Source organism: Bythopirellula sp. (assembly GCF_041737835.1).
Taxonomy (GTDB): Bacteria; Planctomycetota; Planctomycetia; order Pirellulales; family Lacipirellulaceae; genus Bythopirellula.
In genome coordinates this window covers 99,261-121,865 of sequence record NZ_JBGSQY010000001.1, presented here as the reverse complement: position 1 = coordinate 121,865, position 22,605 = coordinate 99,261, and the positions used below count along the sequence as shown (strand labels likewise).

Genomic DNA, 22,605 nt, shown 5'->3' with positions numbered 1-22,605 from the left:
TCAGACAAAGCTCAAATAATCAGACGATCCAGCGATCCCAATTGCCAAATCGCTCGAGAATTCTTCCCCGCCGCAAACTGAGCGCAATCACTGCGGCGCCGATAATAAGATCGTTCACCGTCGAGGCCGTGGTCTCGCCATTCAGAATAAAGGGAGCAATCAGTAGCCAGGCTCCCAGGATTATATTAACGAGCCGCCCTCCCCTGCCGGCTTCGCTGAAGCCGATCACGGCGAACGTCACCACAAGGGCTCCCACCAAATGATTGTTGTTCGCTGACACTCCCGTGTTATCAAGTGCCACGGGTGCTACCATCAGCCACACACCAAGGACCGCACACACAGCCAAGTTCCACGGAATCGAAAGCAGTTCCAAGCCCCCGGCCAGTTGCCGCCACAACGGTTCTTCGCGCACCGTGGATTGATCGCTGGCGCGCACTTGAATCGTGCCCCCCTGCCAGAAAGCTTGCCACAACGATTGTCCTTCGCTGCGGGCTCGCAACAGGAATTGGCCGGTCGCTATGACTTCATCAATGGCCGGGCCGATCATGATCACGGTGAGTCCCGCCGTCAGCAGGCACCACGCGCACCAGGCTCCGACCGCCACGGGCTGCAACACCACCAGAACAATGCTCACCACACCCACGGGCACGATCATGATGCCGAACAGCACGACCGCCCACGGCATCGTTCGCCACCGTCGCGTGCCACCGAGAAATCCCGTCAGGGCTTCAATCAGATAAGTGACGGCCCCCAGTCCCGCATCGGACACGGGAAACGCCTTGGAAACGTCCGACTCCAAGACATTCCGCGTTCCCTCGCCAAACACAGGGTCCCAAATCTCGGTCGTATGTCCCAGCTGAAACGCGGCCATGTAGCGGGCAATAAAAAACTGTAAAAACGCGCAGGCAATAATCCCAACGCGCTGTGGCCAGGCGGACGGGTTGTAATTCCACCCGGGCGGAACATCGGGACCAGGAGTGGCTCGCGTTGCGACGATGCTAGGTACGATCACCGAGAACGCGACGACTAAACTGCCGATCAGGTTGTTCGCGTCGTATGACACGGCCGTCGGGGCCCAAAACACAAGCGGCGCACACATCAACCAGATTCCGGTGATCGCCACAAACCAACGCACCCAAGCAAATCTGGTAAAACAAGCGAGCGCACTACCGCCGATGATAAGTCCGCTGGAGAGCAAATCACTCACCATCAAAGCGGGTGGATGTGGCTCGATCGTAAGTGCCGTGCTGGCTAGCCAAGCCCCCAAAATGATGTTCACTGCGAACGGCCACAGGGGCGGACTTTCCGCCTGCTCCAGGTTTCTTGGCGCTATGTAGGCCGTAGCTGCCATGACTCGTTACCGCTCGCTTTTGCCGATGAGTTGTGCGTTCTCCTCCAAATCACTTGGCGGATCCAATTTGTTCGCCTCGTACCAGCCTTGGGGATCGGCCTTTAATTCGGCGATCATCTCGGGCAGAGTTTCGCGCAAGGAATGCTGGGCCCGCCATCCTATCAACGTCCGGGCACGTTCCGTGTCGACTTCATAATGTTCGTCGGCGAGGTCGATCATCCACGGTTTGATGAACGGCTCCTCAACAAGCGGCATGTTGTCTTGCAGCCACGCCCCCGCCTTGGCCATCGCCTTGGGGATCTGCTGCGTCTCCCACTCTTCGCGATGCAACAGCCAGCCGATCAATCGCTGCAATTCGTCGTAGCTGATCGCCTCCTGTTCGGCCAAAATCAACGTCAATTCATGCGGCAACTCGGTACGCTTCTGCACAAGCAGCACCAGCGCCTGAATCAAATCCTCAAGGTGCAAGAAAGCTTGCCCATGAGAAAGCTCGCCGGGATAAACACGGCTAGTGATTTGTCGCTCGAAGATCCGCTGGATTTGATTCGAGATGGGAATCGAATGGCATATTTCATCGTAGATGCCCGCGATGCGCAGAAGTACGTACGGAATGTTGCCATGCTTGTGGCGGATCAGTTTTTCGGTTTCGATCTTCGACCGGGGATAGTCCCAATTCGCATCGATGGGTGAGTCCTCGGTGATTTTCACTCCGGGCCGGGTCGGCTCCTGCACGAGCATGGTGCTGGAAAACATAAACTGGCCCACTTCAAAATCCTGTAGTCCGTTCAAAAGTCTCTCGGTGCCACGGAGAGTAATCTCGTCGTACAGCGGACTTGGTTCGCCAGAAAAATCGTAGTACGCCGCCAGATGGATTACCGACGCCAATTGATTGCCGTGCCGTTCGCGGAGCGCTTTGAGTCCGCGTTGCACGCTCGCATCCGAACTAATATCCACTTCGATGCAGTCGGCGGATTCTGGTGGATGGGGAGGTCCTTCGCGATCAAAGCCGATCACTTCGTAGCCCAATTGTTCGAATCGCTCAACGACAGAGAAACCAATCAGCCCGCTACTGCCGGTGATGAGTACCTTCTCGCTCGGTCGAGATTTGGGATGAGCCTCGGGGGGCAGGCGAAATTTGTCGACGGGCATCGTGACCTCCTGGCGCAAGTGTGCTTGAACCGTTTGGTCTTCAAACTATGCAAAGACTATGCCGGTAAGAATTTACGATGATCACGCTCCACCACTTGGACGGCAAATGGCCAGAGTGGGTCCCTACCGGCCGCTGCCGCAGAAATGAATCTACTTCTGTTCGCGGAACGTCGAGAAACTGACGTAACCCAAGATGAGGGACGCAATGATGGCCCCGATGTGCATTTTGTTGAAACCGGTGCTGCCGACGAAGATGTCGAGCACGAACACAACAAACACTAAGGCCGCGACGACCATGCCGGCAATCGTCATGGCTTTGGACATTTCGCGCAACCTTCTCTGGAGGACAATAAAAGGCCGACATCGGCCGAGGGCGTTATGAACTTCTAAGTATAATTCCCGCCACTCGGCTGTCAGGATATCTCAGCACAAAGGGGGCGAAAATCAGCCGATTTGGCGGCAAATTGGGTTCCGTTTGCACCAAAACTACGGTCTCTGCGGCCCGCGCACAAGGGCCACGGCCAGATGAATCGCTGTTACGGCGTGGCGACTGGCTCTTGGGACGCCAAGGCTTCCAGCTCGGGAGAAACGTCCAAACCACGTTCCCGGCGAATCCGGGCGACCATTCCCACGATTTCCTGGATCACGAGTTGGTTTTCGGCGATGTTTTGCCATGCCTGAAAATAGGTCCAACACACAAAAGCGAGCCCCGCAAACGCGGCAATCAAATGCACGTTCGTCATATCGGCCGTATTGGGCCGGCCGGTCCCAGGGTCAGACGCTGCCCCCAAGGCACCCACGGCCACGACCGTGAGCATCCCCATCACGCACCAGGGGAATGTTCGCCGCTTGAGGTGGGTGCTCCGCCGCAATGGCCCGGGATCAAGTTTGTAGGTCTCGGTCACTTCCTTGCACCACCGGCTCGTGCCGATAAAGTACGTTACAACAATGCTATGCACGAAGACGACGGCCAGCGCTGCGGCAGTCCCCGTGAGCATGTGGACCCCACGCCAACGGAGCGTGGCTTCAGTAGGGTCGTGATAGAGATCACCAATCGTGAGGCCGATCACCAACGAGGCCAAGAACAGGCCGATCGAGAGCGAAGCCAGGGTGGGAAAAATGCGGGTCATGGCCGTGACAAATTTGGTGTGCGGGAAACCATCATTTTAGTTTCCAGCCCACGAAAATGTCAGGGGCACCTACCTGCGGCTAGGGACTACGAAATTGTGGGCAATCGCCAGATCACGCACAGTCCGATGAATCCCAGCAGAAAAACCAAGGCTTGGCCATAAAACGGCAGCGGCGACACATAGGCGACGATCCCCAGTGCGATGGCCACCAAAACCGTGGCATGCCATTTGGCTCGTTGCCGCACGCCCCGATGCTCCTGCCAATCGCGCAAGACAGGCCCCACCAATTTCGACGACAGCAGGAAGTTGTGAAACCGTGGCGACGAGCGGGCCGCGAAATAGCTGCTCAAAATCAGCAGCGGCGTTGTTGGCAACCCCGGCAAGAATATGCCGATGATGCCGAGAACCAAAAACAAACTGGCGAGCAGAATAAATACGGCTTTCTTGAACCTCGTCACGCCACCCCCCAACCTTCGATGGGGAGCCCAATCGAAACCACATTCAGTTCGCCAAGGAACTCTAACGCTTCGCGTGTGGTAAAGCCAACCTTGGGGGCATGAAACGTACACGTGACATCCGCCCGCACCGTTGTTGTCGAAGGCATGCCCGTGTCGCAATCCAGCCCACTAGGGAGATCAACCGCGAGCTTAAGAATTAATTGTTCGTTCAGCCACTCAATTGCCGTGCGATACGGTTCACGCGGTTCACCCACCGCCCCCGTTCCGAGCATTGCATCAACGAGCCAATCACATCCTTGCGCCAAGTTATCGAGACTCGCTACGAGCTCGGTTGCCTGCGACAAATCGGCGATGCGTAGTCCCAATCGCTCGATGATTTGAAAATTCGTTTGGGCATCGCCCGTGAATTCCTCGGCGGGTGTGAGAATCACCACCTGCACAGCCACTTCGCAAATCGCCAAGTGCCGCGCTATCACAAAGCCGTCGCCGCCGTTGTTCCCCTTGCCACAAAGAATGAGCACTTTGCGTGGGCGTCGTTCTCGATTCATGAGAACGTCGACCACGCCCCGGCCAGCATTTTCCATCAGCACAATGCCGGGGATGCCCAGTTCTTCAATCGCTCGGCGATCAACGTCCCGTGATTCAGCGCGCGTGAGAGCTTTCATCCCAGGATTATATCGTCGCCTTTAGGTTGCGATTAGGGCGTGGCGAAATGCAGGCCCGTCACCGCTCCGGTTTGGAATGCCGCTGCTCGCCATGTGAACGGGATCGCTTCGATATAGTACGGCGCACAACTGCCGGGCCGATAATGACCCAAGGAGTAGATGCATTCGTTCGGTGTTTCGAGCCCCATCTTGTAGGGCAGGATGGCGACCGAACCGAAGAAGTGAGCCCCCGACATGATCGGCTGCACGCAACGTGGCCAAGTGTGGCCGTAGCGTTCCAGTTGGGTTTGCTCGAAGTAAAGCGGCTTGTAGCACAACGCTGAGGCCTTCCACGTGTAAGTAATCTCAGGCCAAACGCGGGGTTGGAGTTCCTCATTGCCCAACTGGCATTCGTACGGGAAATCTTCCCCAGCCACCCCATCGATGTGAATGCTCAGATCGACGCTGTCGATGCGGTCGCTCTTGAGGGCCGCTAATTCTTCTTCGCAGTTCTTCTGGGATTCACGAATTTCTTCGGCCACAAAATCGTTGCTGCCAAAGGGACGCACCATATCCGAATCTTGCTTCGGGGGCGTCTGCAATTGGAAATTCAGATCGCTCGGCCCCTTCTGGCCGTTGATCTGGGTCTGATCCTCAGCCTCATCGCTGGGCTCTTCTTCCGATTCCAGCGGAGTTTGTTCCGTTTCAACTTCTTCTGCATCATCGGGCTCGACGGTTTCCAGGTCGAACGAATCTTCCGGCTCGTAAATGCGTGGCTCGTCGATCAATTCTTTGGGTTCGCGTTGACGACGGTTAATTTCGCCTTCGACCGCGTCTTGAACGGCATCGATCCGATTCTCAAGTTGCGGAATAGGTTCGGCCTCGGGTTCGTCGAACAAATCTTCGGGAACTTGTGCCGTGCGGTCATCGGCCTCAAACGGATCTATCGTATTGAGCGCTGCATCCAAGTTATTGCGATTGGTCAACACACTCCGGCTTTCGCCCGTTTGAGGAGCAGGTTGTTCGACAGGAATTTCGGCGGGTGCATCTTGCAACTCCGCGGCCAAGGCATCATCGTCTTCCCAAGCGGCTGCCATCCGTGCCGATCCTTGAGCGACTTCCTGCGAAGCGACAAAATCGGCCGGTTGAGCTTGAGGCTGTTCAGCGATTGCAGCATCCGGAGCATCGAATTCTTGCTCCATCATCTCGGCAGTAATTGCCACACTTGGAACCGCTGCGGCGGAACGCCCCCAATTCAAGTCGGCGGCAGAAACGAGTGGCCCTTGAGCACTTAACAAACCAAGTGCCAACGCGCCGACAAATTTAATGCTCTTCCACGGACGAGAATTCGGCCGTGTAGTTGGGCGCTTCTTGCGTGATTGCAATGTCATGGGGATGATTCTCCCGCACACTCGCCGGCGACACTTGAATGAAGCGGGCGTGCGTGCGCAGCTGCTCAATGGTTTTTGTTCCGCAATAACCCATTCCTGCCCGCAAGCCACCTACCAATTGGTACAGGTAAGGGCTCAGCGGACCTTTATACGGCACGCGGCCCTCGACTCCTTCGGGGACCAACTTGCCGTTGCCAGCGCTTGTATGCGACTGGCGGTATCTCTCACTCGAACCGTGGACCATCGCCCCCAACGATCCCATGCCGCGATAGGCCTTGTAAGTGCGGCCCTTAAAGAGCACGCGCTCGCCGGGGCTTTCGTCGAGTCCCGCCAGCAAGCCACCCAACATCACAACGTGGGCACCCGCGGCCAGGGCTTTGGTAATATCTCCTGAAAAGCGTATGCCGCCGTCGGCGATGATCCGTGTTTTGGAACCAACCGCCGCACTCGCGACATTAATAATGGCTGTGATCTGTGGAACACCGATCCCCGAGATCACCCGCGTCGTGCAAATCGAACCAGGCCCAATGCCCACCTTCACGGCATCGGCACCCGCTTTGATCAGGTCGCGGCAACCTTCGGCCGTCGCCACGTTTCCGGCAACGACGTCGATATCCCACTTGGCTTTGAGTTGTTTGACTGTTTCGATGACGTTCGACGAGTGACCGTGGGCGCTGTCGACGACGAGCAAATCGACGTCTTTTTCGATGAGGCTCTCGGCCCGTTCAAAATCGAACACGCCAATCGCCGCACCAACACGCAAGCGCCCTTGGGCATCTTTACAGGCCTGAGGGAATCGCCGCATCATGTCGATGTCTTTGATCGTAATCAGGCCCGTCAGTCTGTTATTTTCGTCAACCAACAGCAGCTTCTCGACCTTTTTTGCCATCAAAATCTTCTCAGCTTCCCCAAGCGTTACGGTCCCCTGTGCTGTCACCAGGGGTTCGCCGGTCATCACTTCAGAGATGGGCAAGCTATTATCTTCGAGAAAACGCAGGTCGCGGCGGGTCAGAATTCCCACGAGCTTGCCGTTCTCGGTGATCGGAATGCCCGACACGTTCGACTCGTCCATCGTCTGCCGCGCGACGGCAATGCTAGCATTGGGGGGCAGCGTCACGGGATCTACGATGATGCCGTTGGCCGAGCGTTTCACCTTGTCGACTTCCTCGGTCTGCCGCTCGATAGACATGTTCTTATGAATGACGCCGAGGCCCCCTTCTTGAGCGAGCGAGATTGCCATCTTGCTCTCGGTGACCGTATCCATGGGCGAACTGAGAATTGGCATCCGCAATTCAATTCGCTCGGTGAGTTGGGTCGTGACGTCGACCTCCGAGGGAACCACTTCGCTATAGCGGGGTTCGATCAACACATCGTCGAAGGTAAGAGCAGTGGTGGAAGGGAGCTTGTCCTGCATGGCGAGACTCCAGGGCTCAAGGTGAATCCCGGATTATCGACGAGAGGGGGCGAGTTGGCAACCGCCTCAGAAAGCCGCGACCATTACGCGGCATACGCGCTCAATCAGCGTCTGGATAGCCAATCGGCGCGACGCCCCAATCATCGTACGCTTCGAAATTTCCGGCGTCGTCTCTGCGGTTCTTCATCACTGAGTAAACGACCCAGCCATCGCCAGTCTGTCTCAACTTAAGAGGATCGCCACTATAAGGATCGATCGTTGCCGACTCAGGAAGAGCGAGATCCTCCAGCGATATTGATACTGTATCGTCGGTCATGCGCTGCTCCTGGTCCTGAACAGCGTTGAGAATTCTCAAGCAGCGCATTTCTACTGTAGTCCGATCAAAAGATTCTTGCGCGGCTTGTAGGCTTGGTTCGAAAAGGCGCACGAGGGATTCGGAAACCCGTGTCGAATAGGAACGTTCAAACACAGCTTGCAATTCACCACGCGATTCGTATCGTGGCTTCGCGAGTACCGCGAGCAATTCCTCATACATATCCAACGTATCGACCTGCACCAATTTGCCTACCCAAGTCATCGGAAATTGAGAAAACAAGTCGCCGCTCGCATCAAGATTGTAAGCTCGCTCAGTTTTCATAATCTTCACCATCCAGAACGGATCGTCGTGTCGTGCAAGTTCGTTGTCGAGTTCAGTGCGCACCTCGGGAGAAATCCCTCCCGACCGCAACACCCGATTCAGATCCTGAACGGCCGCGCTACGCAGTGCCAAACCTAGCAGCCCATTGGTAATCGTCGGCTCGGCATCCCGAAGTCGGGCGAGTTTTAACATGTTGATGCCAATTCGAGCCGCAGCGTCGTAGTCACCATCACCCAGTGCAACTGTGATCTGCCAATTGCAGAAGCGGCTCACCCCACGGCTCAGCGTGATAGAGTGTAAGAGTTGATCGAGAAAGTATTGAGGCTCGATGGAATAGTCGAGTAGTGGAACGTGATAATTACACCCGGCCGCTTTCTCAATTGCTATTGGGACCTGGGGATACATAGCTAGGATACCGCGGATCATGTTGACCTGTTCAACTGTAGGCTCCACGGTGTTGGATTCCGATTCACGATACGCCAGCCCCTGAGGTGTCTTGTCAAACATCCCCTGGGCTTTGCTAAATTCCTTAATTTGTTGGCGCACATCGGCGAGCACCATTGCCGCGTTGTCATCAACGGGGACTGGTGCTTCCAAGTCAGCGATGGAGGTCGGCTCTCCTGCGGCACGCAACTTGGTGAGTCGGTTCTCCAGTCGCCTACCGGTCCAAAATTCAACGATTGTATAGGCGACCAGCAAGACGGCCACCACGACCAGGCAACCTAAGCCGAAGCGTTTCCATAAAATCTTGCTATTTAAAAACATGATTGGCCCTCGTCGAAACAGTCTATCACTTCTTATTCGTTGCCAATTGTAAAATCTTGCCAACAGAATCCCGGGGACTAACACCTCCCACGCTCTCGGTTTAAAATTGACATGCCTAACCCCTGGAGCGAAATATGTCTGGTCCACCCCTGATTCACCGCGATGCCGATGGCCGGCCCGACTTTATGGTCGTGCTGGGCGTTGCTCCTCCTTATGCGGAGGAAGACGTCAAGCAGGCCTATTTTACCAAGGCCAAGCAACTGCATCCCGACCATGGTGGGAACGCCAGTGATTTCGCGGGACTCCATGAAGCGTTTCAGCAAGCGCAAGCCTATTTAGAATTCCGCGCCAATTCGCGGGGCTGGATTGCCCGGCAGATGGATGGCTATCTCCAATCCCGCGACGTCATTGCGAAACTCACGGCCATGGGTGCAAACGTCGAAACGAGCATGATCGATTGGCTGCAGCGCTCGTTCGGCGACTTTGCCGAACTCACCGACGCGATCACGGCGATCCGCCTTGAAAACTCACAGCAGGCCGAGGCGATGATCGATCTGATGATTGCCAATCGCACGGCGTTAGAAAAACTGATCCGTCTGGAACTCCCTGGCTGCACGCTTTCCGATGAGAGTGCCCTGCAGCTGGCGGCTTTCCAACAATTGCATCACCTGGATCTTTCGGGGACGCAAATCACCAAGGCGGCGTTGGAGTTGGTCGATGCCCTGCCCGCCCTGCAATCGTTTGAAGTCAACGATACAGGCGTCGGTTGGTGGGCTCGGCGGAAGCTCGCCTCGCAGCTCATCCAACGGAGTGAAGAGATCCCCACGCTCGTGGAATAGGAAAGGCGCATAAAAAAACCGGAGGCCGTCCGAAGACGGCCCCCGGCGAGGGGGATGTTCCCTTAAGCGATTCGAACCTTAGTAGGTCAAGATCGCATCACATGCCATCATGTCGCGGTCAATACCCTCGGCAGGATACCAGTCCTTACGAACTTCAGGACGAATCATCAGGTTGCCAAGCAACTTGATATTCACGCCGCCGGTAGCTTCGTACTTCGAGGAGTGGGTGTTATACGGAGCGAAGGGGCCCGCACCTTTCCACCATTCGAGACGGGTACCGAAGCCGATGACGTCGTTCCATTGGTAGATCAAGTATTGATTGACACCAACGTTGTCGATGCGGGGATTGCCGGCATCGTTGTTTTCGTCCGTCGACAGGTAGTCGGTCTGGAAAATATAGCTCAACTTGTCGGTCAAGCTGGCATTCATAACAACACTGTGCGAGTAGCTGTCGTCGCCACCACCATCCTTGAGACCGAAGTTGCCATAGGTCAGCAAGTAGGTGAAGGAAACGGAATCAACCATCTGGGCCGTGAAACCGCCGAGGTAGTTGCTGCCACCATTAGCATTGGTGAAACCGGTGTCCCAACCTGCGGTCCAGCCGTTGTACAAGGTCAACCCTTCGAAGCCAGTGTACTGAGTCAACACGCCCGTGTGAGTAAACGGTTCGCTGTTGTACATCGTCAACGCATGGCTAAAGAAGAAGTTGCCAGTCGCGGGAATCACTTCGTAACCAAGCGGGGTGAAGAAGTGACCAACTTTGGCGCTGAAATCGCCGACGGCAATTTCGCCGTACGCTTGGGGGATAGCCCAACCGTACACGCCATTGTCCCAACCGTTATCCCATTCGTTGCCGGGGTTGCCAAACGCTTGGGTCTTTTGAGCTTGAGTACCGTAGATAAAGTCTCCACGGAAACCCCAGTCCAAGCCGTTCGAACCATCAGCGGTCTTACCGGCATAGAACCATTGTTGAGCAACTTGCAATTCACGAGGAACGTCGTCGAAAGATCCCAAGTCGCCACGAGTCACCGAGAGGGGTTCCTGACGGTCATAGTAAGCGATTTGAGTCCAGCCGCCGATTTCCAGCCAAGAGTCTTCCAAGCCAAGTGCGCTGGCCAGGGTGAAATTCTCGAGGCAACCACCGCCGATGCCGCTGAACAAGCCCACGGCACCAACGCCACAACCACAGTCACAAGGATCGCCGCATTCGCAGCCGGGATCACAAGAATCTTCATCGCAACTGGCAGGTGTTACGAACGAATTCGACCACTGCACGTTGCCTTCCACGGCGAACACCGGCGCCGCAGACAGCACAAGAGCAGCGATACCTGCTGTCCAAGTTTTTAACTTCACCTTATAGCTCCTTCTGTTCTGCCCTTTGCCGGATTGGTTCCAACCAACGATCGCAACTGGGCAAGGTTTATTTGACGAACTCCGGTCCCAATGGACGGTCGACATGGGGACCGTATTCGCGGGAGATGCGTCCGCCTCGCTCTCATGTATCGACTGTGCCGAGAACACCAGTCGAGCCACGGCCACGCATTTCTCTCAAAACACCGCTCGTAACAGGCAGTTTTTGTGAAAGATTACCGGTTGTACGGATCGCACGACCGTCCACTGCAGATTCCTAGGTGGGATTGGCCGCGCCAGCGATCACGCCAGCGTGGGAAAAGCTTCCGTGCCCGACAAGAACTTCGCAATCGGCAAAGTTTAACACCCTAAGGTATGTTGCGAGTTTTCGGCCGAAAATCAGCCCTGCACGACTTTAATGGGGCCGCAGTATTTAATGAGCCGCATCACTTAATGAGAATGAGGATGCGCGTGGTCATGGGCTGTTTCGCTTTCCAGCCTCCAAGAATCAATGAGCCATTCGCCCCCGCGACTGGGACTAATCGAACGTAACAACACGAGCTTCATCGTGAGGGAATCGTCGGGCTTAACGGTTTGGTAAGTCACCTCCGCGCGGGGGTTCGGCCCGTCGGCATCGGACTTGAAATCCCGCACGGCAAACTCCAACTCACCATGCTGGGCTTCTTCTTGAAGCTTGGCGGCTAAGGGATCTTCTCCCAGCTTGACCACATACATTTGCTCATCAAAAGTCTGCGGCGGCCCTCCAGGAGACGGGGGCTCCATCAGATACATCTTCGCGTTGCCCGTAATGCCGTTGAGAGCTTGTTGATTTTCTGCTTTGGCCAAGAGCTGCAACCACTCTTGCGCGCTCGCATCGGCTTGGCTCTGGTAAAGGCGATCGCGAACTTTGACGCGCAAAGGGCCGGCCACCACGCAAACGACGCTCAAAGCCAACGCGATGTAAACAAGTTTTGTCCCCGAGAGCGCCCCCGCCGAGTTGTTGATCCGTAGCAAGGCCAGGAGCGACACAATAATTCCGGCAATTGGCACGACGACCAACAGTGGCGACAACAGCGCTACCAGGGAAGCCAAGCCCAGCAAAAATGCGCACACCGCCAGACTGCTCAGCGAAGTGTATCGGCCTAACTCGTCTGCTTCGTAGCTATCCATCAAGGCGCCGCCTAAAGTGCGATTGCTGGCCCGTACCAAAAAAGTCTGGAAACATCATATTAACTCAGGTCAATACTTTCGCAACACGTCGGCCACTTCGGCGCATTGCTCTTTCGTAACATCCAGATGCGTCACGGCCCGGACTTTCTGCGGCGCCGTGGCATTCATACGAATGCCGATCTGGAGCAGCTGTTGGCAAAATTCCGCAGCCATGCCCAACTCGTCGGCCACGGTGAAAATTACGATGTTGGTGTCGACCTGATCCGAGATCAAAGCCAGTCGCGGGTTCTCGCGAATCCCCGCTGCCAAGATTTGCGCTTTCTCGTGATCCTCGGCCAAGCGATCAATATGATGATCAAGTGCAAAGAGCGCCGCCGCGGCGAGGCTGCCGATTTGCCGCATGCCGCCACCGAGCATCTTGCGACGACGGCGAGCCTGTTTGATTTTTTCGGTCGGGCCACATAACGCCGAGCCCACCGGCGCGCCTAATCCTTTACTGAAGCAAACGCTCACCGTGTCGAAGTGCTGGGCCCAATCCTTGGCGGGAATCCCGGAAGCTACAACCGCATTGAACAACCGCGCGCCATCCAAATGCCTCGCCAGATCATGCGCGGCGGCCCAAGCGCAAATTTCCACCACGCCCTCGTAAGGCAACACCCGCCCGGCCGCACGATTGTGAGTTTGTTCTAAACAGATAAGCCGTGTCCGCGCCAAGTGATCGTTGGGACCACGTATCTGATCGCGCAATTGATTGAGATGCAGAATCCCATTCTCGCCCTGAATGGGATTCACCCCCAAACCACCGACTTGTGCGTAACCGGCTTGCTCATAATTCAGGATGTGGCAGTTGGCCTCGCAGAGAAATTCCTCACCGGGAATGGCATGCACCAACAGGCCAATCAAGTTGCTCATCGTCCCCGAGGGCATGAACAACGCCGCTTCCTTGCCGAGCATCTCAGCGATGCGGGCTTCCAGCTTGACCGTCGTCGGGTCTTCGCCAAAGACGTCGTCCCCCACCTCGGCGGCGGCCATCGCGGCACGCATTTCCAGCGTGGGCCGAGTGATTGTGTCGCTCAGCAGGTCAATCCGGACGGCAGGGGCCGAGACACCTTTCATTTTTTCGCTCCGCAAGAAACAATAGCTTTTTCAAAAATAATGAGCCGCCGGTGATTATCTCGTGTCCTTCTCCGGCGGGCAAACCCAGCTCGTGACGGGCAAACACAACTTTCACCGACGAACCACCATGGAACTCGCGATCCGCCGCATCGACACCAGCCAAGCCGGCGCCGCCGAGGAATTGACGGCCCTGCGCAAAAAGCTCTCCGCCGACGGCGACGTGGTGAGCGAAGCTGGCCGGCAAAAAACGCTCGAAGTTTTCGGCGAGCCGCTCTCGCCGCAGCAAACAGTCGAAAGAATTTGCCGCGAAGTTCGTACGGAGGGACTTGAGGCCGTGCTGGAGTACACCCGCAAGCTCGATGGCAAAGAGCTCACGGCCGACACGCTGCGAGTTTCAGCAGAAGAATTGGCTTTGGCCCATGAGGCGGCCGATCCGACTTTTCTAGAAACGATTCGCAGGATTCGCCACAACATTCTGAAATTCCAGCAAGCCATTCTCCATCACGATGCTTGGACGGAACTCGAAGCAGGTGGCAATCTGCGGCAGCGTTACGTGCCATTGGATCGCGTGGGGATCTGCGTACCAGGTGGTGCAGCCGCGTATCCCTCAACGGTCTTGATGACGGCCGTCCCTGCACAAGCGGCCGGTGTGAAAGAACTCGCCATCGTTGCACCACCAACAGATTTTGGCGCTTACAACCAAGATTTGCTCGCCACGTGTCATGAACTCGGGATCACCGAAGTCTATCGCGTGGGTGGCGCACAAGCCGTCGCCGCGCTGGCCTATGGAGTGGATGGGATCAAGAAGGTCGACAAGATCGTCGGCCCAGGCAATCTGTTTGTGGCGCTTGCTAAGAAGTTTGTGTTTGGCAGCGTCGATATCGATTCGATTGCCGGCCCCAGTGAAGTGGTCGTCATCGCCGACGATACGATTCCTGCGGAGTTCATTGCGGCCGATTTGATTGCCCAAGCCGAGCATGCGCCAGGTTCAGGAATTTTACTTTCCTGGAGCGCGGATTTGATCGACGGCGTGGCCGCGGAACTCACCAAGCAACTGGCCGTGCTCGAACGTGGCGAGCTCGCTCGGCAATCGCTCAACGAATTTGGAGCCCTGGTGCTGGTTGCAGATCGAGCAGAAGCCGTAGAGCTTGCCAACAAATTGGCCACCGAACATTTGCATATCGCCTGCGAAGATGCCAACGATCTGGCAAGTGAAATCCGGCACGCAGGAGCGATCTTTATTGGTCCTTATACTCCCGTCGCACTCGGCGACTACGCCGCCGGTGCATCGCACGTCTTGCCCACCGGTGCCACGGCGCGTTTTGCCAGCGGGTTGAGTGCGAATAGTTTCTTGCGGTCGAACAGCGTGATCCAATTCGATCAAGCCGGCATGGAAGCCATCGCGGCCGATGTGTTGCGGATGGCCGAGAAGGAAGGCCTCACCGGTCATGCCAAGAGTGTCCTCGTGCGATTACCAAAAGAACAAGAGCAAGAATAGAACGCGGATAAACGCAGATTGTACGGATGATCGCAGATTAGATGTTCGTTAGTGATTTAAATTAAGAGTGAAATCAAATTAATTATCCGCGTGAATCATTTTGATCCGTGTTCATCTGTGTTCAAAGAAATCAATGAATTATTTTCGACCGAATATTGTTGCGATGGAGGGCTATGTCCCTGGTGAGCAACCACAAGGGGTGAGCAAGTTCATCAAGCTCAACACCAACGAGAACCCTTATATGTGTTCTCCCAAGGTGAAGGCGGCGATTGGACGGGTCTGCCAGGCGGGTTTGCAGCGTTATCCCGATCCGATGGCGACCGCCTTTCGGTTGCAGATGTGCGACCTCTTGAAACGCGATCTGCCCGAGATCACGCCCGATTGGATTCTGTGCGGCAACGGCAGCGACGATATTCTCACGATTGTCACCCGGGCCCTTGTTGATTCAGGCGACGTCCTGCGCTATCCGAATCCTAGCTATGTGCTTTACAAGTCGCTCGCTGAGATTCAAGGTGCCAAGGTCGACGTCGTCAATTTCCAAAATGATTGGTCACTCGGCGCAGACTTCTCAGCTCCCACCGAGGGTTTGAAGCTTGCCTTTCTGGCCAATCCCAACAGTCCCTCGGGAACGATGGTATCGCCCAACGACGTGGCAAAACTTGCCGACGCCCTCCCCTGCCCTTTGCTGGTCGATGAGGCTTACGTCGATTTCGCCGACACGAACTGCATGGCGCTCGTGGCCAAGAACGAAAAGATCATGGTCTCGCGAACCTTGAGCAAATCTTACTCGCTCGCCGGCTTGCGGTTCGGTTATCTCGTCGCCCAACCACAAATCATTCGTGAACTCATCAAGGTCAAAGATTCTTACAACTGCGATGCCTTGTCGATCGCCGGGGCGACCGCAGCGATGGAAGATCAAGCCTGGTTCACTGAAACTCGAGCTTTGATTTTGGCCACGCGCGCGCGCCTCACCGATTCGCTACAGCGATTGGGATTCAAGTGCGTTGACTCGCAGGCGAACTTCGTGTGGTGCGAACACGAATCCAAGCCAAGCCGACAGCTTTATGAAGATCTCAAAACAGCCGGCGTGTTGGTCCGCTACATGAACTATCCCGACTGGGGTGATGGACTACGCATCACGGTGGGCAATGATGAGCAGATCGATGCTTTTTTGACGATCTTACAGCCTTTGGTGAATTCTTAATCGATTGACTAACACGAGGGTACTCTCATGGAAGAATTGTTTACCGTCCCTTCGATGCTCTCGCTGGCCACACTTGCGGTTTTGGAAATCGTGCTGGGAATCGACAACGTCGTGTTCTTGGCGATCCTAGCGGGGAAACTTCCCGCTGAGCAGCAGCCCAAAGCCCGTTTGATTGGGTTGCTCCTCGCCGCGGCGGGGCGGATCGTACTCCTGTTTGCCATTTCCTGGATTATCACGCTCGACAAAACGACGCTGTTTGAACTACCCTTCTATTGGGGTGACGAACAGGTCGCGGCTGTCGGTGAGACGGCTGTAGAGCAGCCCACGACCACGCGGATCACCATCAAGAGCTTGGTTCTGATTTTGGGAGGAGCCTTCTTGTTGGCCAAGTCGACCTGGGAAATAGGCCATGAATTGGAACCCCACCCCGTCGGATCAAAAGCAAAAGCACCGGCGAGTTTTGCCGCGGTGTTGGTGCAGATTCTCTTGATCGACCTTGTTTTCTCCATCGACTCCGTGCTAACCGCCGTGGGAATGGTTCGTCCCGAAGATTACACGCACTATTGGGTTCCGATGACCATTATGATTACTGCGGTCTTGATCGCGATTGCTGTGATGATCGCGTTTAGTGGCCCGGTATCGCGTTTCGTGAATACGCACCCGAGCGTGAAAATGCTGGCACTGGCGTTTCTCATTCTGATCGGCGTGGTGCTTATCGCTGAAGGCCTGAGCACGCATATTCCGCGCGGCTATATCTATGCCCCCATGGCGTTCTCGCTCGGAGTGGAAATGCTCAATCTCAAGGTGGCATCCGCACGTCAAAAGGCCGAGGCGGCAGCGCCATAAGTGCGCCGGCCAGAATTTTGGTTTATCTTACGTGACGTTTCCCGCAATCCTCGGCCTCTTGGAGGGACCAACGGAAATCTGCTTATAATACAAATACGCCGCAGTTGAGAAAGCATTATGAAACGATCTCCCTGCCTTCCTGCCATTTTGTTCGCCGCCCTGACCTTAGCGCCTTTTGTGAGCGAACAATGTCCGGGCGCACCGTTCCTGAATCTCGATTTTGAACAAGGCTTCTCCGGGCAAGATAGTCCGAACGCGATTCCTGGCTGGCGCAGCACATTACCGCCGGCGAATTCGATTTGCTTCGACCCTGGCTGCGGAATACTAACCGGTCCCCATTGGCCTTCGAATCCAGATAACTTGGTGTTATCTGGTGACTATTCCGTTTCGTTGAACGCCAGCAGTTTTGGAATCGTTGGCGGAGCAGGATATGTACTGCAGAACGGAACCATACCCCTGGACGCCAAATCACTTCGAATACTGGTAGGAGATTGGTCTAGTCGTGAAACGGTCGGAATGCAATCAGAAACTAAGATGATTTCGGCCGTGCAGGCCTTGAGAATTACGATCAACGAACAACAGATCTTGATGACACAAATCGAAGATTTAGACAATGGAATTGGTATCATAGCAGGCAATATCGCGCAGTTCGCTGGCCAGGACGTTGAGCTTCGTATTCGTGCCACGACTCAAAATATTCTTGGTCCTTCTCAGTTTCTTTTTGACAATTCGATACCGAGTATTATTTCGGTAGCCGGTACCGCAACAGTCGGCGGTTACCTTGATGATATTGTGTTCTCTCCAATCGCTGTTCCCGAGCCCCATACCCTGGTCCTGCTGGGACTCTTCACGGCTATGCTGTCCCAGCGACGTTGTATCCTCTAGCTAGCACATTTTAGGTAAACCGCGTAAGCACTGCGCGTCGTGGAAAGTTTGGTCGGGCCCCGCCAGAGCGGGAGCCGATTCTACGGATACGTTGACTCCATTCGGTCTGCGTGCGCTCTGACCCAGTCGCATGTGTGCCGACCGCCACGTGTCTTTCACCCCGCTTCGCCGTGATCCACCTGCGTTACCCGCTGCTGGTTTTCTTGTTGTGCGCTCTGAGCGGCGCGACAACCGGCTATGCCCAGACTCTGTTGCCGCAGCCCGATCCCTTTGCTCCGTACGAAAAAGGGAGCCAAGGCAAATACGTGCCCGAGCCAGTCGTCGATGCGGCGGAGAATACGACTGCCAACTCCGTTCTTTGGGAGCAATACCAGGCCGTGCAAAACGGCACTGGTGTGGTCACGGGTGGCTGCCAGGGCTGTGGAGGATCTTGCAACTGCGGTCCATGCGATCGTTGCAGTTGCACGGCCAAGACCTTCCCTTGGTTTGAAGGACCTGGTGCTTGCGACAATTGGTGTGTCGGTCCCCGTTGGGGCATTGAAGCGTCCGGCCTGATCATGTTCCGCGAGGATGCCGATCTGGGACCCATCATCAACGATGTTGGTGGCGTGCCGTCGGTGATCGATCAATACGATTACGCGCCGGGCGCACGGCTTTTCGCCACGGCCTACAATTGCCACGGTTGGGGCATGCAAGTTGGCTATGAAGGCATCAACGAATGGGACGCGGGGCTCGTGTTTCCCGACTCTCCTGTGGCCGACTCAACCCGTAGCATCGATTTGATGAGCCGCTGGAATTCGGTCGAATTCAATTTCCTCCCCCGCGTGCCGAACGCATGGAAGTTTTTCTCCGGCGTTCGTTACTTGCAGGTCGACGAGCAGCTCGATGATTTTACGATCGTCGACAAAGTAATTCCTGTCCCCGCCGATCCCCCCGCAGCTCCTGCAGCCTTTGTTGATACCGGCACGACGACCGTGCTCGACAATCATTTGATTGGCTTTCAATTGGGCGGACTACGCGACGGCTGGCAGGTAAGCAATTGGCTCAGCGTGAGCGGCTTCGCCAATGCTGGCGTTTACCACAATGAAATCAAAAGACGCGACACGGAATTCAACGTCACAACCGTCATCACGGGAGACGATCTGGCGACTGCGCCCGACAACGAATTTTCAGAAACGACCACGGTCACGAGCACCAGAACCGAACGAACATTCACGGAAATCGCGTTCCTTGGCGAAGCCAGCTTGTGGGCGTCTGCTAAGCTAACACCCTGCCTAGCACTCAAGGGTGGCTATCAGGTGATGTTCCTAGACGGCGTCGGACAAGCCGCCGACACGTTCTTTAGCCAAGATTTCCAAAGCCGCGACGTGCTCTATCACGGCTGGCAATTCGGCTTGGAATACCGCCGTTAATTCACGGCGGGCATTGGCGACGAGATGGCTTCAATGCCTTCAGCGAGTGGCAGCGAAACGTTTGTTTCGTGGGGTGCGAGCTCATTGCGCAAAATCTTGACGCCAGGAGGGGCTTGGATGCCCAAGCTGACTCGTGAACCACGAATATGCATCACGGTGATGATTATGTCGCCGCCGATCACGATCTGATCGCGCTTTTTCCGTCGAAAGACAATCATAAAACTCCCCAAACGGCACTCTCGTCAAAGAGCAGCCTAACACTCAAGCATGCCATGAAAAGTGCTTGCAAGTGGCGTTCCGAAGGAGAGAATTTTGTCGGCGCTTAGTTTCTTCCGAGAAAACACACAGTTTGGGAGGGTTAGACTTTCTACCCCTGTCAGACATGTTCAGTTACTGGTCAGGCTGTTCAGATACTGATTCCATTTCGGCGCGCGATATGTCATGCATGTTCTGCAGTTTCGCTCGCAGTGTCGTGCGTGAAATACCCAGCATACGGGCAGCTTCCACTTGATTTCCGCCAACGGCATCGAGCACTTCGCGGAACACCGCCCGATCCACGGCGAATTGAACCTTGCGGTAAAGATGGTGATCGCCGTTGGTGATCATGCGCTTCACATAACTCATCAAATCCAAGACGGCATCATCATTTGCCCCACCGACAGTTCCCCCTTCGAGCGGATGCAGGATCGATTCCGGCAAACAATCGGGCGTCAGCACGTCGGAGGTGGAATTTACCAGCGCCGTTTTAATCACCCCTTGCAACTCGCGGACATTTCCTGGCCAGGGATAGCTGGCGAGCAATTCCAACGTTTCCGGAGCGGCCACGGTGACCTGCTTACTCACCACGGGGCAATAAACCTTGATAAAATGCTCGACCAACAACGGCAGGTCATCGAGCCGTGACCGCAGCGGTGGGATTAAGATCGTGTTGGTGTTGAGCCGGTAAAACAAATCCTGTCGAAAGCGACCCGCCGCCACGAGCTCGGGCAGATTTTGATTCGTGGCGGCAATGACGCGGACATCTGCCTGGATGGTTTCGCTGCCACCCACGCGCTCGAAGCGTTGATCCTGCAAGAGTCGCAACACCTTGGCCTGAATCGCGGGGCTCATGTCGCCGATTTCATCCAGAAAGATTGTGCCCCCCGAGGCTTGCTCGAACCGGCCGATACGTTGGCGGTCGGCCCCCGTGAATGAGCCTTTTTCGTTACCAAAGAGTTCGCTTTCCAAAAGCGTTTCGGGAATGGCGGCACAGTTGATAGCGAGAAATGGTTCCGCCGAGCGGCGACTATGTTGATAAATGGCCCGCGCCACCAACTCCTTACCCACGCCACTTTCGCCCAACAACAGGACGTTGATGTCAGATTCCGCCACGCGGCCAATCGCTTTGAACACATCCTGCATCACGGCGCTACGACCTACAATCCGGTCCCCCACAACCGCGGCATTGTCGGCGTTAGGCACAACGGCTGGCCGACGAGTTAGGCGGCTCGATTCGAGCGCTCGCTGCACAACGGTCCGCAACGTCGGCAGATCGAACGGTTTAAGCAAATAATCAAATGCTCCGCGTTTGGTGGCTTCAATAGCCGTGTCAGTTGTGCCGTGCGCCGTGATCATAACCACGGGGAGCCGCTGATCGATTTTGCGAATCGCTATTAATGCATCGAGTCCTGACATATCAGGAAGACGAATATCGAGCAGCACCACGTCGGGTAGCTTTTTGGTGAGTGCTTCGAGTCCCAGACGGCCGGTTTCAGCAGTTTCCACGCTGACATCCTGGCTTGTTAACGTACGTTTCAAACTGAAACGCACCCCGGCTTCATCGTCGATGACCAACAAAGTGGATTCAGACACGCGCGGCTCCTTCAGGCACTTCACTCAATGGTAATTCAATTCGAAAAATCGTTCCGCGGCTGGCTTGTTTCGCGGTGGTTATCTCGCCACCATGCGACCGGACAATCCGCCGAGAAATTGCCAGCCCCAATCCCATTCCCGTTTCTTTGGTGCTGACAAACGGATCGAAGATCCGATCAAGATACTCATCAGGAATCCCTGAGCCTTCGTCGGCGATCTCGATATGACAAGCCCCGGCATCAAAGTCTTCCGTCAACTTGACTTCTATTCTCCCACCCTCAGGTTGAGCATCGATGGCATTGAGTAACAAATTCAAAACCACTTGCCGCAGCTGCTGAAAGTCGCCCCTCACGGAAATTGGCTCGGCTTGAAAATCAATGGCGATGTGCAGCATCTCGCACCGCCGCCGCACAAGTTCCAAACATTGTTCGACGACTTGCTTCAAGTCAAACGATTGTCGGATAAGTTTCGGGGGGCGGGCAAAGTCAAGGAACATTTGAGTCATCTGTTCCATGTGCTCCACTTCATCTTGCAGGACCTGCAATTCCGCGCCACGCAGAGGTGTGTTTTGCTCGACCGCGTCATCGACAAGCAACTTGACCGCTGTTAGTGGATTTCGAAGTTCATGGGCAATCCCTGCAGCGAGTTGCCCCACGGCGGAAAGTTGATCCGAGCGAGTCGCCTTTTCACGAGATTGCTCCAGCTCGTCCATGATGCCCACCGTTTTCTGGCGGATATCACCAATCGTGGCGAGTAACTCATGAATGCCCGTTGGTGGCGGAAGCGGCGCCTCGCCGTTTTGAAAGATCGTCTCGGCCATCGAATGGACCGATCCGCCAAGTTGTTCAATCGAGCGAGAAATACCACGGGCCATGCCAAAGCCCGCGAGCAAGCCTGCCCCTGCGCCGCATAATCCCAGAATGGCCAGGCTCATCCCGATACGGTCGGCATTCAAACGGTTCTGTCGGCTTTCTTCCGAAACCGCTGCTTGGCGGCGATCCAACAATTCCTGAGCTGTGGCCAATTCACCCACACTGATGGATCGACGCAAGGTGTCGGAATTAACATCTTGGGAAGCGATGAGTTGATCAATTCCTTCTTCAGTCTGAGCGATTGTTTTACTCATGCGAATCAAATCGTCAGCATCTTCCGCAGAGGAAAATGCCGATACCCGCGGCAATAACTCGTTAGCTTCCATGATCGCCGTCTTGGCCAGAGCGATGTACTCTCGATCCTTGGTGACATCGTAACGGCTTAAGGCATGGCGCGTATCGCGAATCGCCAACACGAGCTCCTGTGTGGAGAGCACCGCTGTGACGCGATTGTCGAGCAACAACGAAACACGATCATTCCAGCGATACGCATAAATGGCCGCCGCCAGACCGACGCCCAGCAGCAACATACTCACCGCTAAGGTGGGCGCAAGAATCCGCCAGATCAAAGGAAAGCGCATGCGTGTGTTCCAATCCCGTCGAAAATGACCGTGGCGTTTGTG

General features: G+C 55.5%; 21 protein-coding genes. 6 read left to right on the top strand and 15 right to left on the bottom strand.

The genetic code is table 11. From position 1 onward, the window contains the following. Positions 1 to 19: 19 nt before the first annotated feature. The 9 genes from AC6T8Q_RS00465 to AC6T8Q_RS00425 form a co-directional block, all read right to left on the bottom strand. Positions 20 to 1,351, bottom strand: coding sequence for a vitamin K epoxide reductase family protein (locus AC6T8Q_RS00465; RefSeq protein WP_500677220.1), 1,332 nt, complete (start codon positions 1,349 to 1,351; stop codon positions 20 to 22). Between the two features lie 6 nt (positions 1,352 to 1,357). Further along, complete coding sequence (locus tag AC6T8Q_RS00460) at positions 1,358 to 2,500, bottom strand: NAD-dependent epimerase/dehydratase family protein (protein ID WP_500677219.1); 1,143 nt, start codon at positions 2,498 to 2,500, stop codon at positions 1,358 to 1,360. Positions 2,501 to 2,650: 150 nt separating this feature from the next. Then, positions 2,651 to 2,824: a hypothetical protein gene (locus AC6T8Q_RS00455; protein ID WP_496921910.1), complete on the bottom strand. Its 174-nt coding sequence runs from the start codon at positions 2,822 to 2,824 to the stop codon at positions 2,651 to 2,653. A 212-nt stretch (positions 2,825 to 3,036) separates the two neighbouring features. After that, positions 3,037 to 3,630, bottom strand: coding sequence for a hypothetical protein (locus tag AC6T8Q_RS00450; RefSeq protein WP_500677218.1), 594 nt, complete (start codon positions 3,628 to 3,630; stop codon positions 3,037 to 3,039). Positions 3,631 to 3,716: 86 nt separating this feature from the next. Then, complete coding sequence (locus AC6T8Q_RS00445; protein WP_500677217.1) at positions 3,717 to 4,088, bottom strand: YbaN family protein; 372 nt, start codon at positions 4,086 to 4,088, stop codon at positions 3,717 to 3,719. Then, positions 4,085 to 4,753, bottom strand: coding sequence for an NAD(P)H-hydrate epimerase (locus AC6T8Q_RS00440; RefSeq protein ID WP_500677216.1), 669 nt, complete (start codon positions 4,751 to 4,753; stop codon positions 4,085 to 4,087). Before AC6T8Q_RS00440 ends, AC6T8Q_RS00445 begins: the two co-directional genes overlap by 4 nt. A gap of 32 nt (positions 4,754 to 4,785) precedes the next feature. Then, positions 4,786 to 5,955 carry a hypothetical protein gene (locus AC6T8Q_RS00435; RefSeq protein ID WP_500677215.1) on the bottom strand — a complete coding sequence of 390 codons (1,170 nt, stop codon included), beginning with the start codon at positions 5,953 to 5,955 and terminating at the stop codon, positions 4,786 to 4,788. Between the two features lie 100 nt (positions 5,956 to 6,055). Then, positions 6,056 to 7,537, bottom strand: coding sequence for an IMP dehydrogenase (gene guaB / locus AC6T8Q_RS00430; RefSeq protein ID WP_500677214.1), 1,482 nt, complete (start codon positions 7,535 to 7,537; stop codon positions 6,056 to 6,058). Between the two features lie 100 nt (positions 7,538 to 7,637). Next, a complete protein-coding gene (locus AC6T8Q_RS00425) occupies positions 7,638 to 8,939 on the bottom strand; it encodes a hypothetical protein (protein WP_500677213.1) in 1,302 nt (433 codons plus the stop codon). A gap of 134 nt (positions 8,940 to 9,073) precedes the next feature. On the opposite strand from AC6T8Q_RS00425, the gene AC6T8Q_RS00420 reads away from it, so the two are divergent. After that, positions 9,074 to 9,778: a J domain-containing protein gene (locus AC6T8Q_RS00420; protein WP_500677212.1), complete on the top strand. Its 705-nt coding sequence runs from the start codon at positions 9,074 to 9,076 to the stop codon at positions 9,776 to 9,778. 78 nt (positions 9,779 to 9,856) lie between these two features. On the opposite strand, the gene AC6T8Q_RS00415 is transcribed toward AC6T8Q_RS00420, so the two are convergent. The 3 genes from AC6T8Q_RS00415 to AC6T8Q_RS00405 form a co-directional block, all read right to left on the bottom strand. Continuing rightward, the gene (locus tag AC6T8Q_RS00415) at positions 9,857 to 11,131 is read right to left on the bottom strand and encodes an outer membrane beta-barrel protein (RefSeq protein WP_500677211.1); all 1,275 of its coding nucleotides are present in this window, start codon (positions 11,129 to 11,131) and stop codon (positions 9,857 to 9,859) included. A gap of 447 nt (positions 11,132 to 11,578) precedes the next feature. Then, positions 11,579 to 12,298: a hypothetical protein gene (locus AC6T8Q_RS00410; RefSeq protein WP_500677210.1), complete on the bottom strand. Its 720-nt coding sequence runs from the start codon at positions 12,296 to 12,298 to the stop codon at positions 11,579 to 11,581. A 69-nt stretch (positions 12,299 to 12,367) separates the two neighbouring features. Next, positions 12,368 to 13,414: a threonine aldolase family protein gene (locus tag AC6T8Q_RS00405; protein WP_500677209.1), complete on the bottom strand. Its 1,047-nt coding sequence runs from the start codon at positions 13,412 to 13,414 to the stop codon at positions 12,368 to 12,370. Positions 13,415 to 13,541: 127 nt separating this feature from the next. Here AC6T8Q_RS00405 and hisD point away from each other — a divergent pair, with 127 nt between their 5' ends. The 5 genes from hisD (at position 13,542) to AC6T8Q_RS00380 (ending at position 19,259) form a co-directional block, all read left to right on the top strand. Then, on the top strand, positions 13,542 to 14,912 hold the full coding sequence (gene hisD, locus AC6T8Q_RS00400; protein WP_500677208.1) for a histidinol dehydrogenase: 1,371 nt from the start codon (positions 13,542 to 13,544) through the stop codon (positions 14,910 to 14,912). A 133-nt stretch (positions 14,913 to 15,045) separates the two neighbouring features. After that, a complete protein-coding gene (hisC, locus tag AC6T8Q_RS00395; protein WP_500677207.1) occupies positions 15,046 to 16,116 on the top strand; it encodes a histidinol-phosphate transaminase in 1,071 nt (356 codons plus the stop codon). 27 nt (positions 16,117 to 16,143) lie between these two features. Continuing rightward, the gene (locus AC6T8Q_RS00390; protein ID WP_500677206.1) at positions 16,144 to 16,962 is read left to right on the top strand and encodes a TerC family protein; all 819 of its coding nucleotides are present in this window, start codon (positions 16,144 to 16,146) and stop codon (positions 16,960 to 16,962) included. Between the two features lie 117 nt (positions 16,963 to 17,079). Beyond that, a complete protein-coding gene (locus AC6T8Q_RS00385) occupies positions 17,080 to 17,847 on the top strand; it encodes a hypothetical protein (protein WP_500677205.1) in 768 nt (255 codons plus the stop codon). 110 nt (positions 17,848 to 17,957) lie between these two features. Beyond that, positions 17,958 to 19,259 carry a hypothetical protein gene (locus AC6T8Q_RS00380; RefSeq protein ID WP_500677204.1) on the top strand — a complete coding sequence of 434 codons (1,302 nt, stop codon included), beginning with the start codon at positions 17,958 to 17,960 and terminating at the stop codon, positions 19,257 to 19,259. Here AC6T8Q_RS00380 and AC6T8Q_RS00375 read toward each other — a convergent pair. The 3 genes from AC6T8Q_RS00375 to AC6T8Q_RS00365 form a co-directional block, all read right to left on the bottom strand. Continuing rightward, a complete protein-coding gene (locus tag AC6T8Q_RS00375) occupies positions 19,256 to 19,477 on the bottom strand; it encodes a carbon storage regulator (protein WP_500677203.1) in 222 nt (73 codons plus the stop codon). The genes AC6T8Q_RS00380 and AC6T8Q_RS00375 overlap by 4 nt on opposite strands. 172 nt (positions 19,478 to 19,649) lie before the next feature. Then, positions 19,650 to 21,110: a sigma-54-dependent transcriptional regulator gene (locus AC6T8Q_RS00370; RefSeq protein ID WP_500677202.1), complete on the bottom strand. Its 1,461-nt coding sequence runs from the start codon at positions 21,108 to 21,110 to the stop codon at positions 19,650 to 19,652. Continuing rightward, positions 21,103 to 22,563 (bottom strand): sensor histidine kinase, encoded by a 1,461-nt coding sequence (locus AC6T8Q_RS00365; RefSeq protein ID WP_500677201.1) that lies wholly within the window; start codon positions 22,561 to 22,563, stop codon positions 21,103 to 21,105. The genes AC6T8Q_RS00370 and AC6T8Q_RS00365 overlap by 8 nt, the downstream gene beginning before the upstream one ends. Positions 22,564 to 22,605 lie beyond the last annotated feature (42 nt).

What these genes read in the sequence shown, in the direction of transcription:
- AC6T8Q_RS00465 (WP_500677220.1), bottom strand. Translation starts at nt 1,351, where the DNA reads ATGGCAGCTACGGCCTACATAGCGCCAAGAAACCTGGAGCAGGCGGAA.
- AC6T8Q_RS00460 (WP_500677219.1), bottom strand. Translation starts at nt 2,500, where the DNA reads ATGCCCGTCGACAAATTTCGCCTGCCCCCCGAGGCTCATCCCAAATCT.
- AC6T8Q_RS00455 (WP_496921910.1), bottom strand. Translation starts at nt 2,824, where the DNA reads ATGTCCAAAGCCATGACGATTGCCGGCATGGTCGTCGCGGCCTTAGTG.
- AC6T8Q_RS00450 (WP_500677218.1), bottom strand. Translation starts at nt 3,630, where the DNA reads ATGACCCGCATTTTTCCCACCCTGGCTTCGCTCTCGATCGGCCTGTTC.
- AC6T8Q_RS00440 (WP_500677216.1), bottom strand. Translation starts at nt 4,753, where the DNA reads ATGAAAGCTCTCACGCGCGCTGAATCACGGGACGTTGATCGCCGAGCG.
- guaB (WP_500677214.1), bottom strand. Translation starts at nt 7,537, where the DNA reads ATGCAGGACAAGCTCCCTTCCACCACTGCTCTTACCTTCGACGATGTG.
- AC6T8Q_RS00425 (WP_500677213.1), bottom strand. Translation starts at nt 8,939, where the DNA reads ATGTTTTTAAATAGCAAGATTTTATGGAAACGCTTCGGCTTAGGTTGC.
- AC6T8Q_RS00420 (WP_500677212.1), top strand. Translation starts at nt 9,074, where the DNA reads ATGTCTGGTCCACCCCTGATTCACCGCGATGCCGATGGCCGGCCCGAC.
- AC6T8Q_RS00410 (WP_500677210.1), bottom strand. Translation starts at nt 12,298, where the DNA reads ATGGATAGCTACGAAGCAGACGAGTTAGGCCGATACACTTCGCTGAGC.
- AC6T8Q_RS00405 (WP_500677209.1), bottom strand. Translation starts at nt 13,414, where the DNA reads ATGAAAGGTGTCTCGGCCCCTGCCGTCCGGATTGACCTGCTGAGCGAC.
- hisD (WP_500677208.1), top strand. Translation starts at nt 13,542, where the DNA reads ATGGAACTCGCGATCCGCCGCATCGACACCAGCCAAGCCGGCGCCGCC.
- hisC (WP_500677207.1), top strand. Translation starts at nt 15,046, where the DNA reads ATGAATTATTTTCGACCGAATATTGTTGCGATGGAGGGCTATGTCCCT.
- AC6T8Q_RS00390 (WP_500677206.1), top strand. Translation starts at nt 16,144, where the DNA reads ATGGAAGAATTGTTTACCGTCCCTTCGATGCTCTCGCTGGCCACACTT.
- AC6T8Q_RS00385 (WP_500677205.1), top strand. Translation starts at nt 17,080, where the DNA reads ATGAAACGATCTCCCTGCCTTCCTGCCATTTTGTTCGCCGCCCTGACC.
- AC6T8Q_RS00375 (WP_500677203.1), bottom strand. Translation starts at nt 19,477, where the DNA reads ATGATTGTCTTTCGACGGAAAAAGCGCGATCAGATCGTGATCGGCGGC.
- AC6T8Q_RS00365 (WP_500677201.1), bottom strand. Translation starts at nt 22,563, where the DNA reads ATGCGCTTTCCTTTGATCTGGCGGATTCTTGCGCCCACCTTAGCGGTG.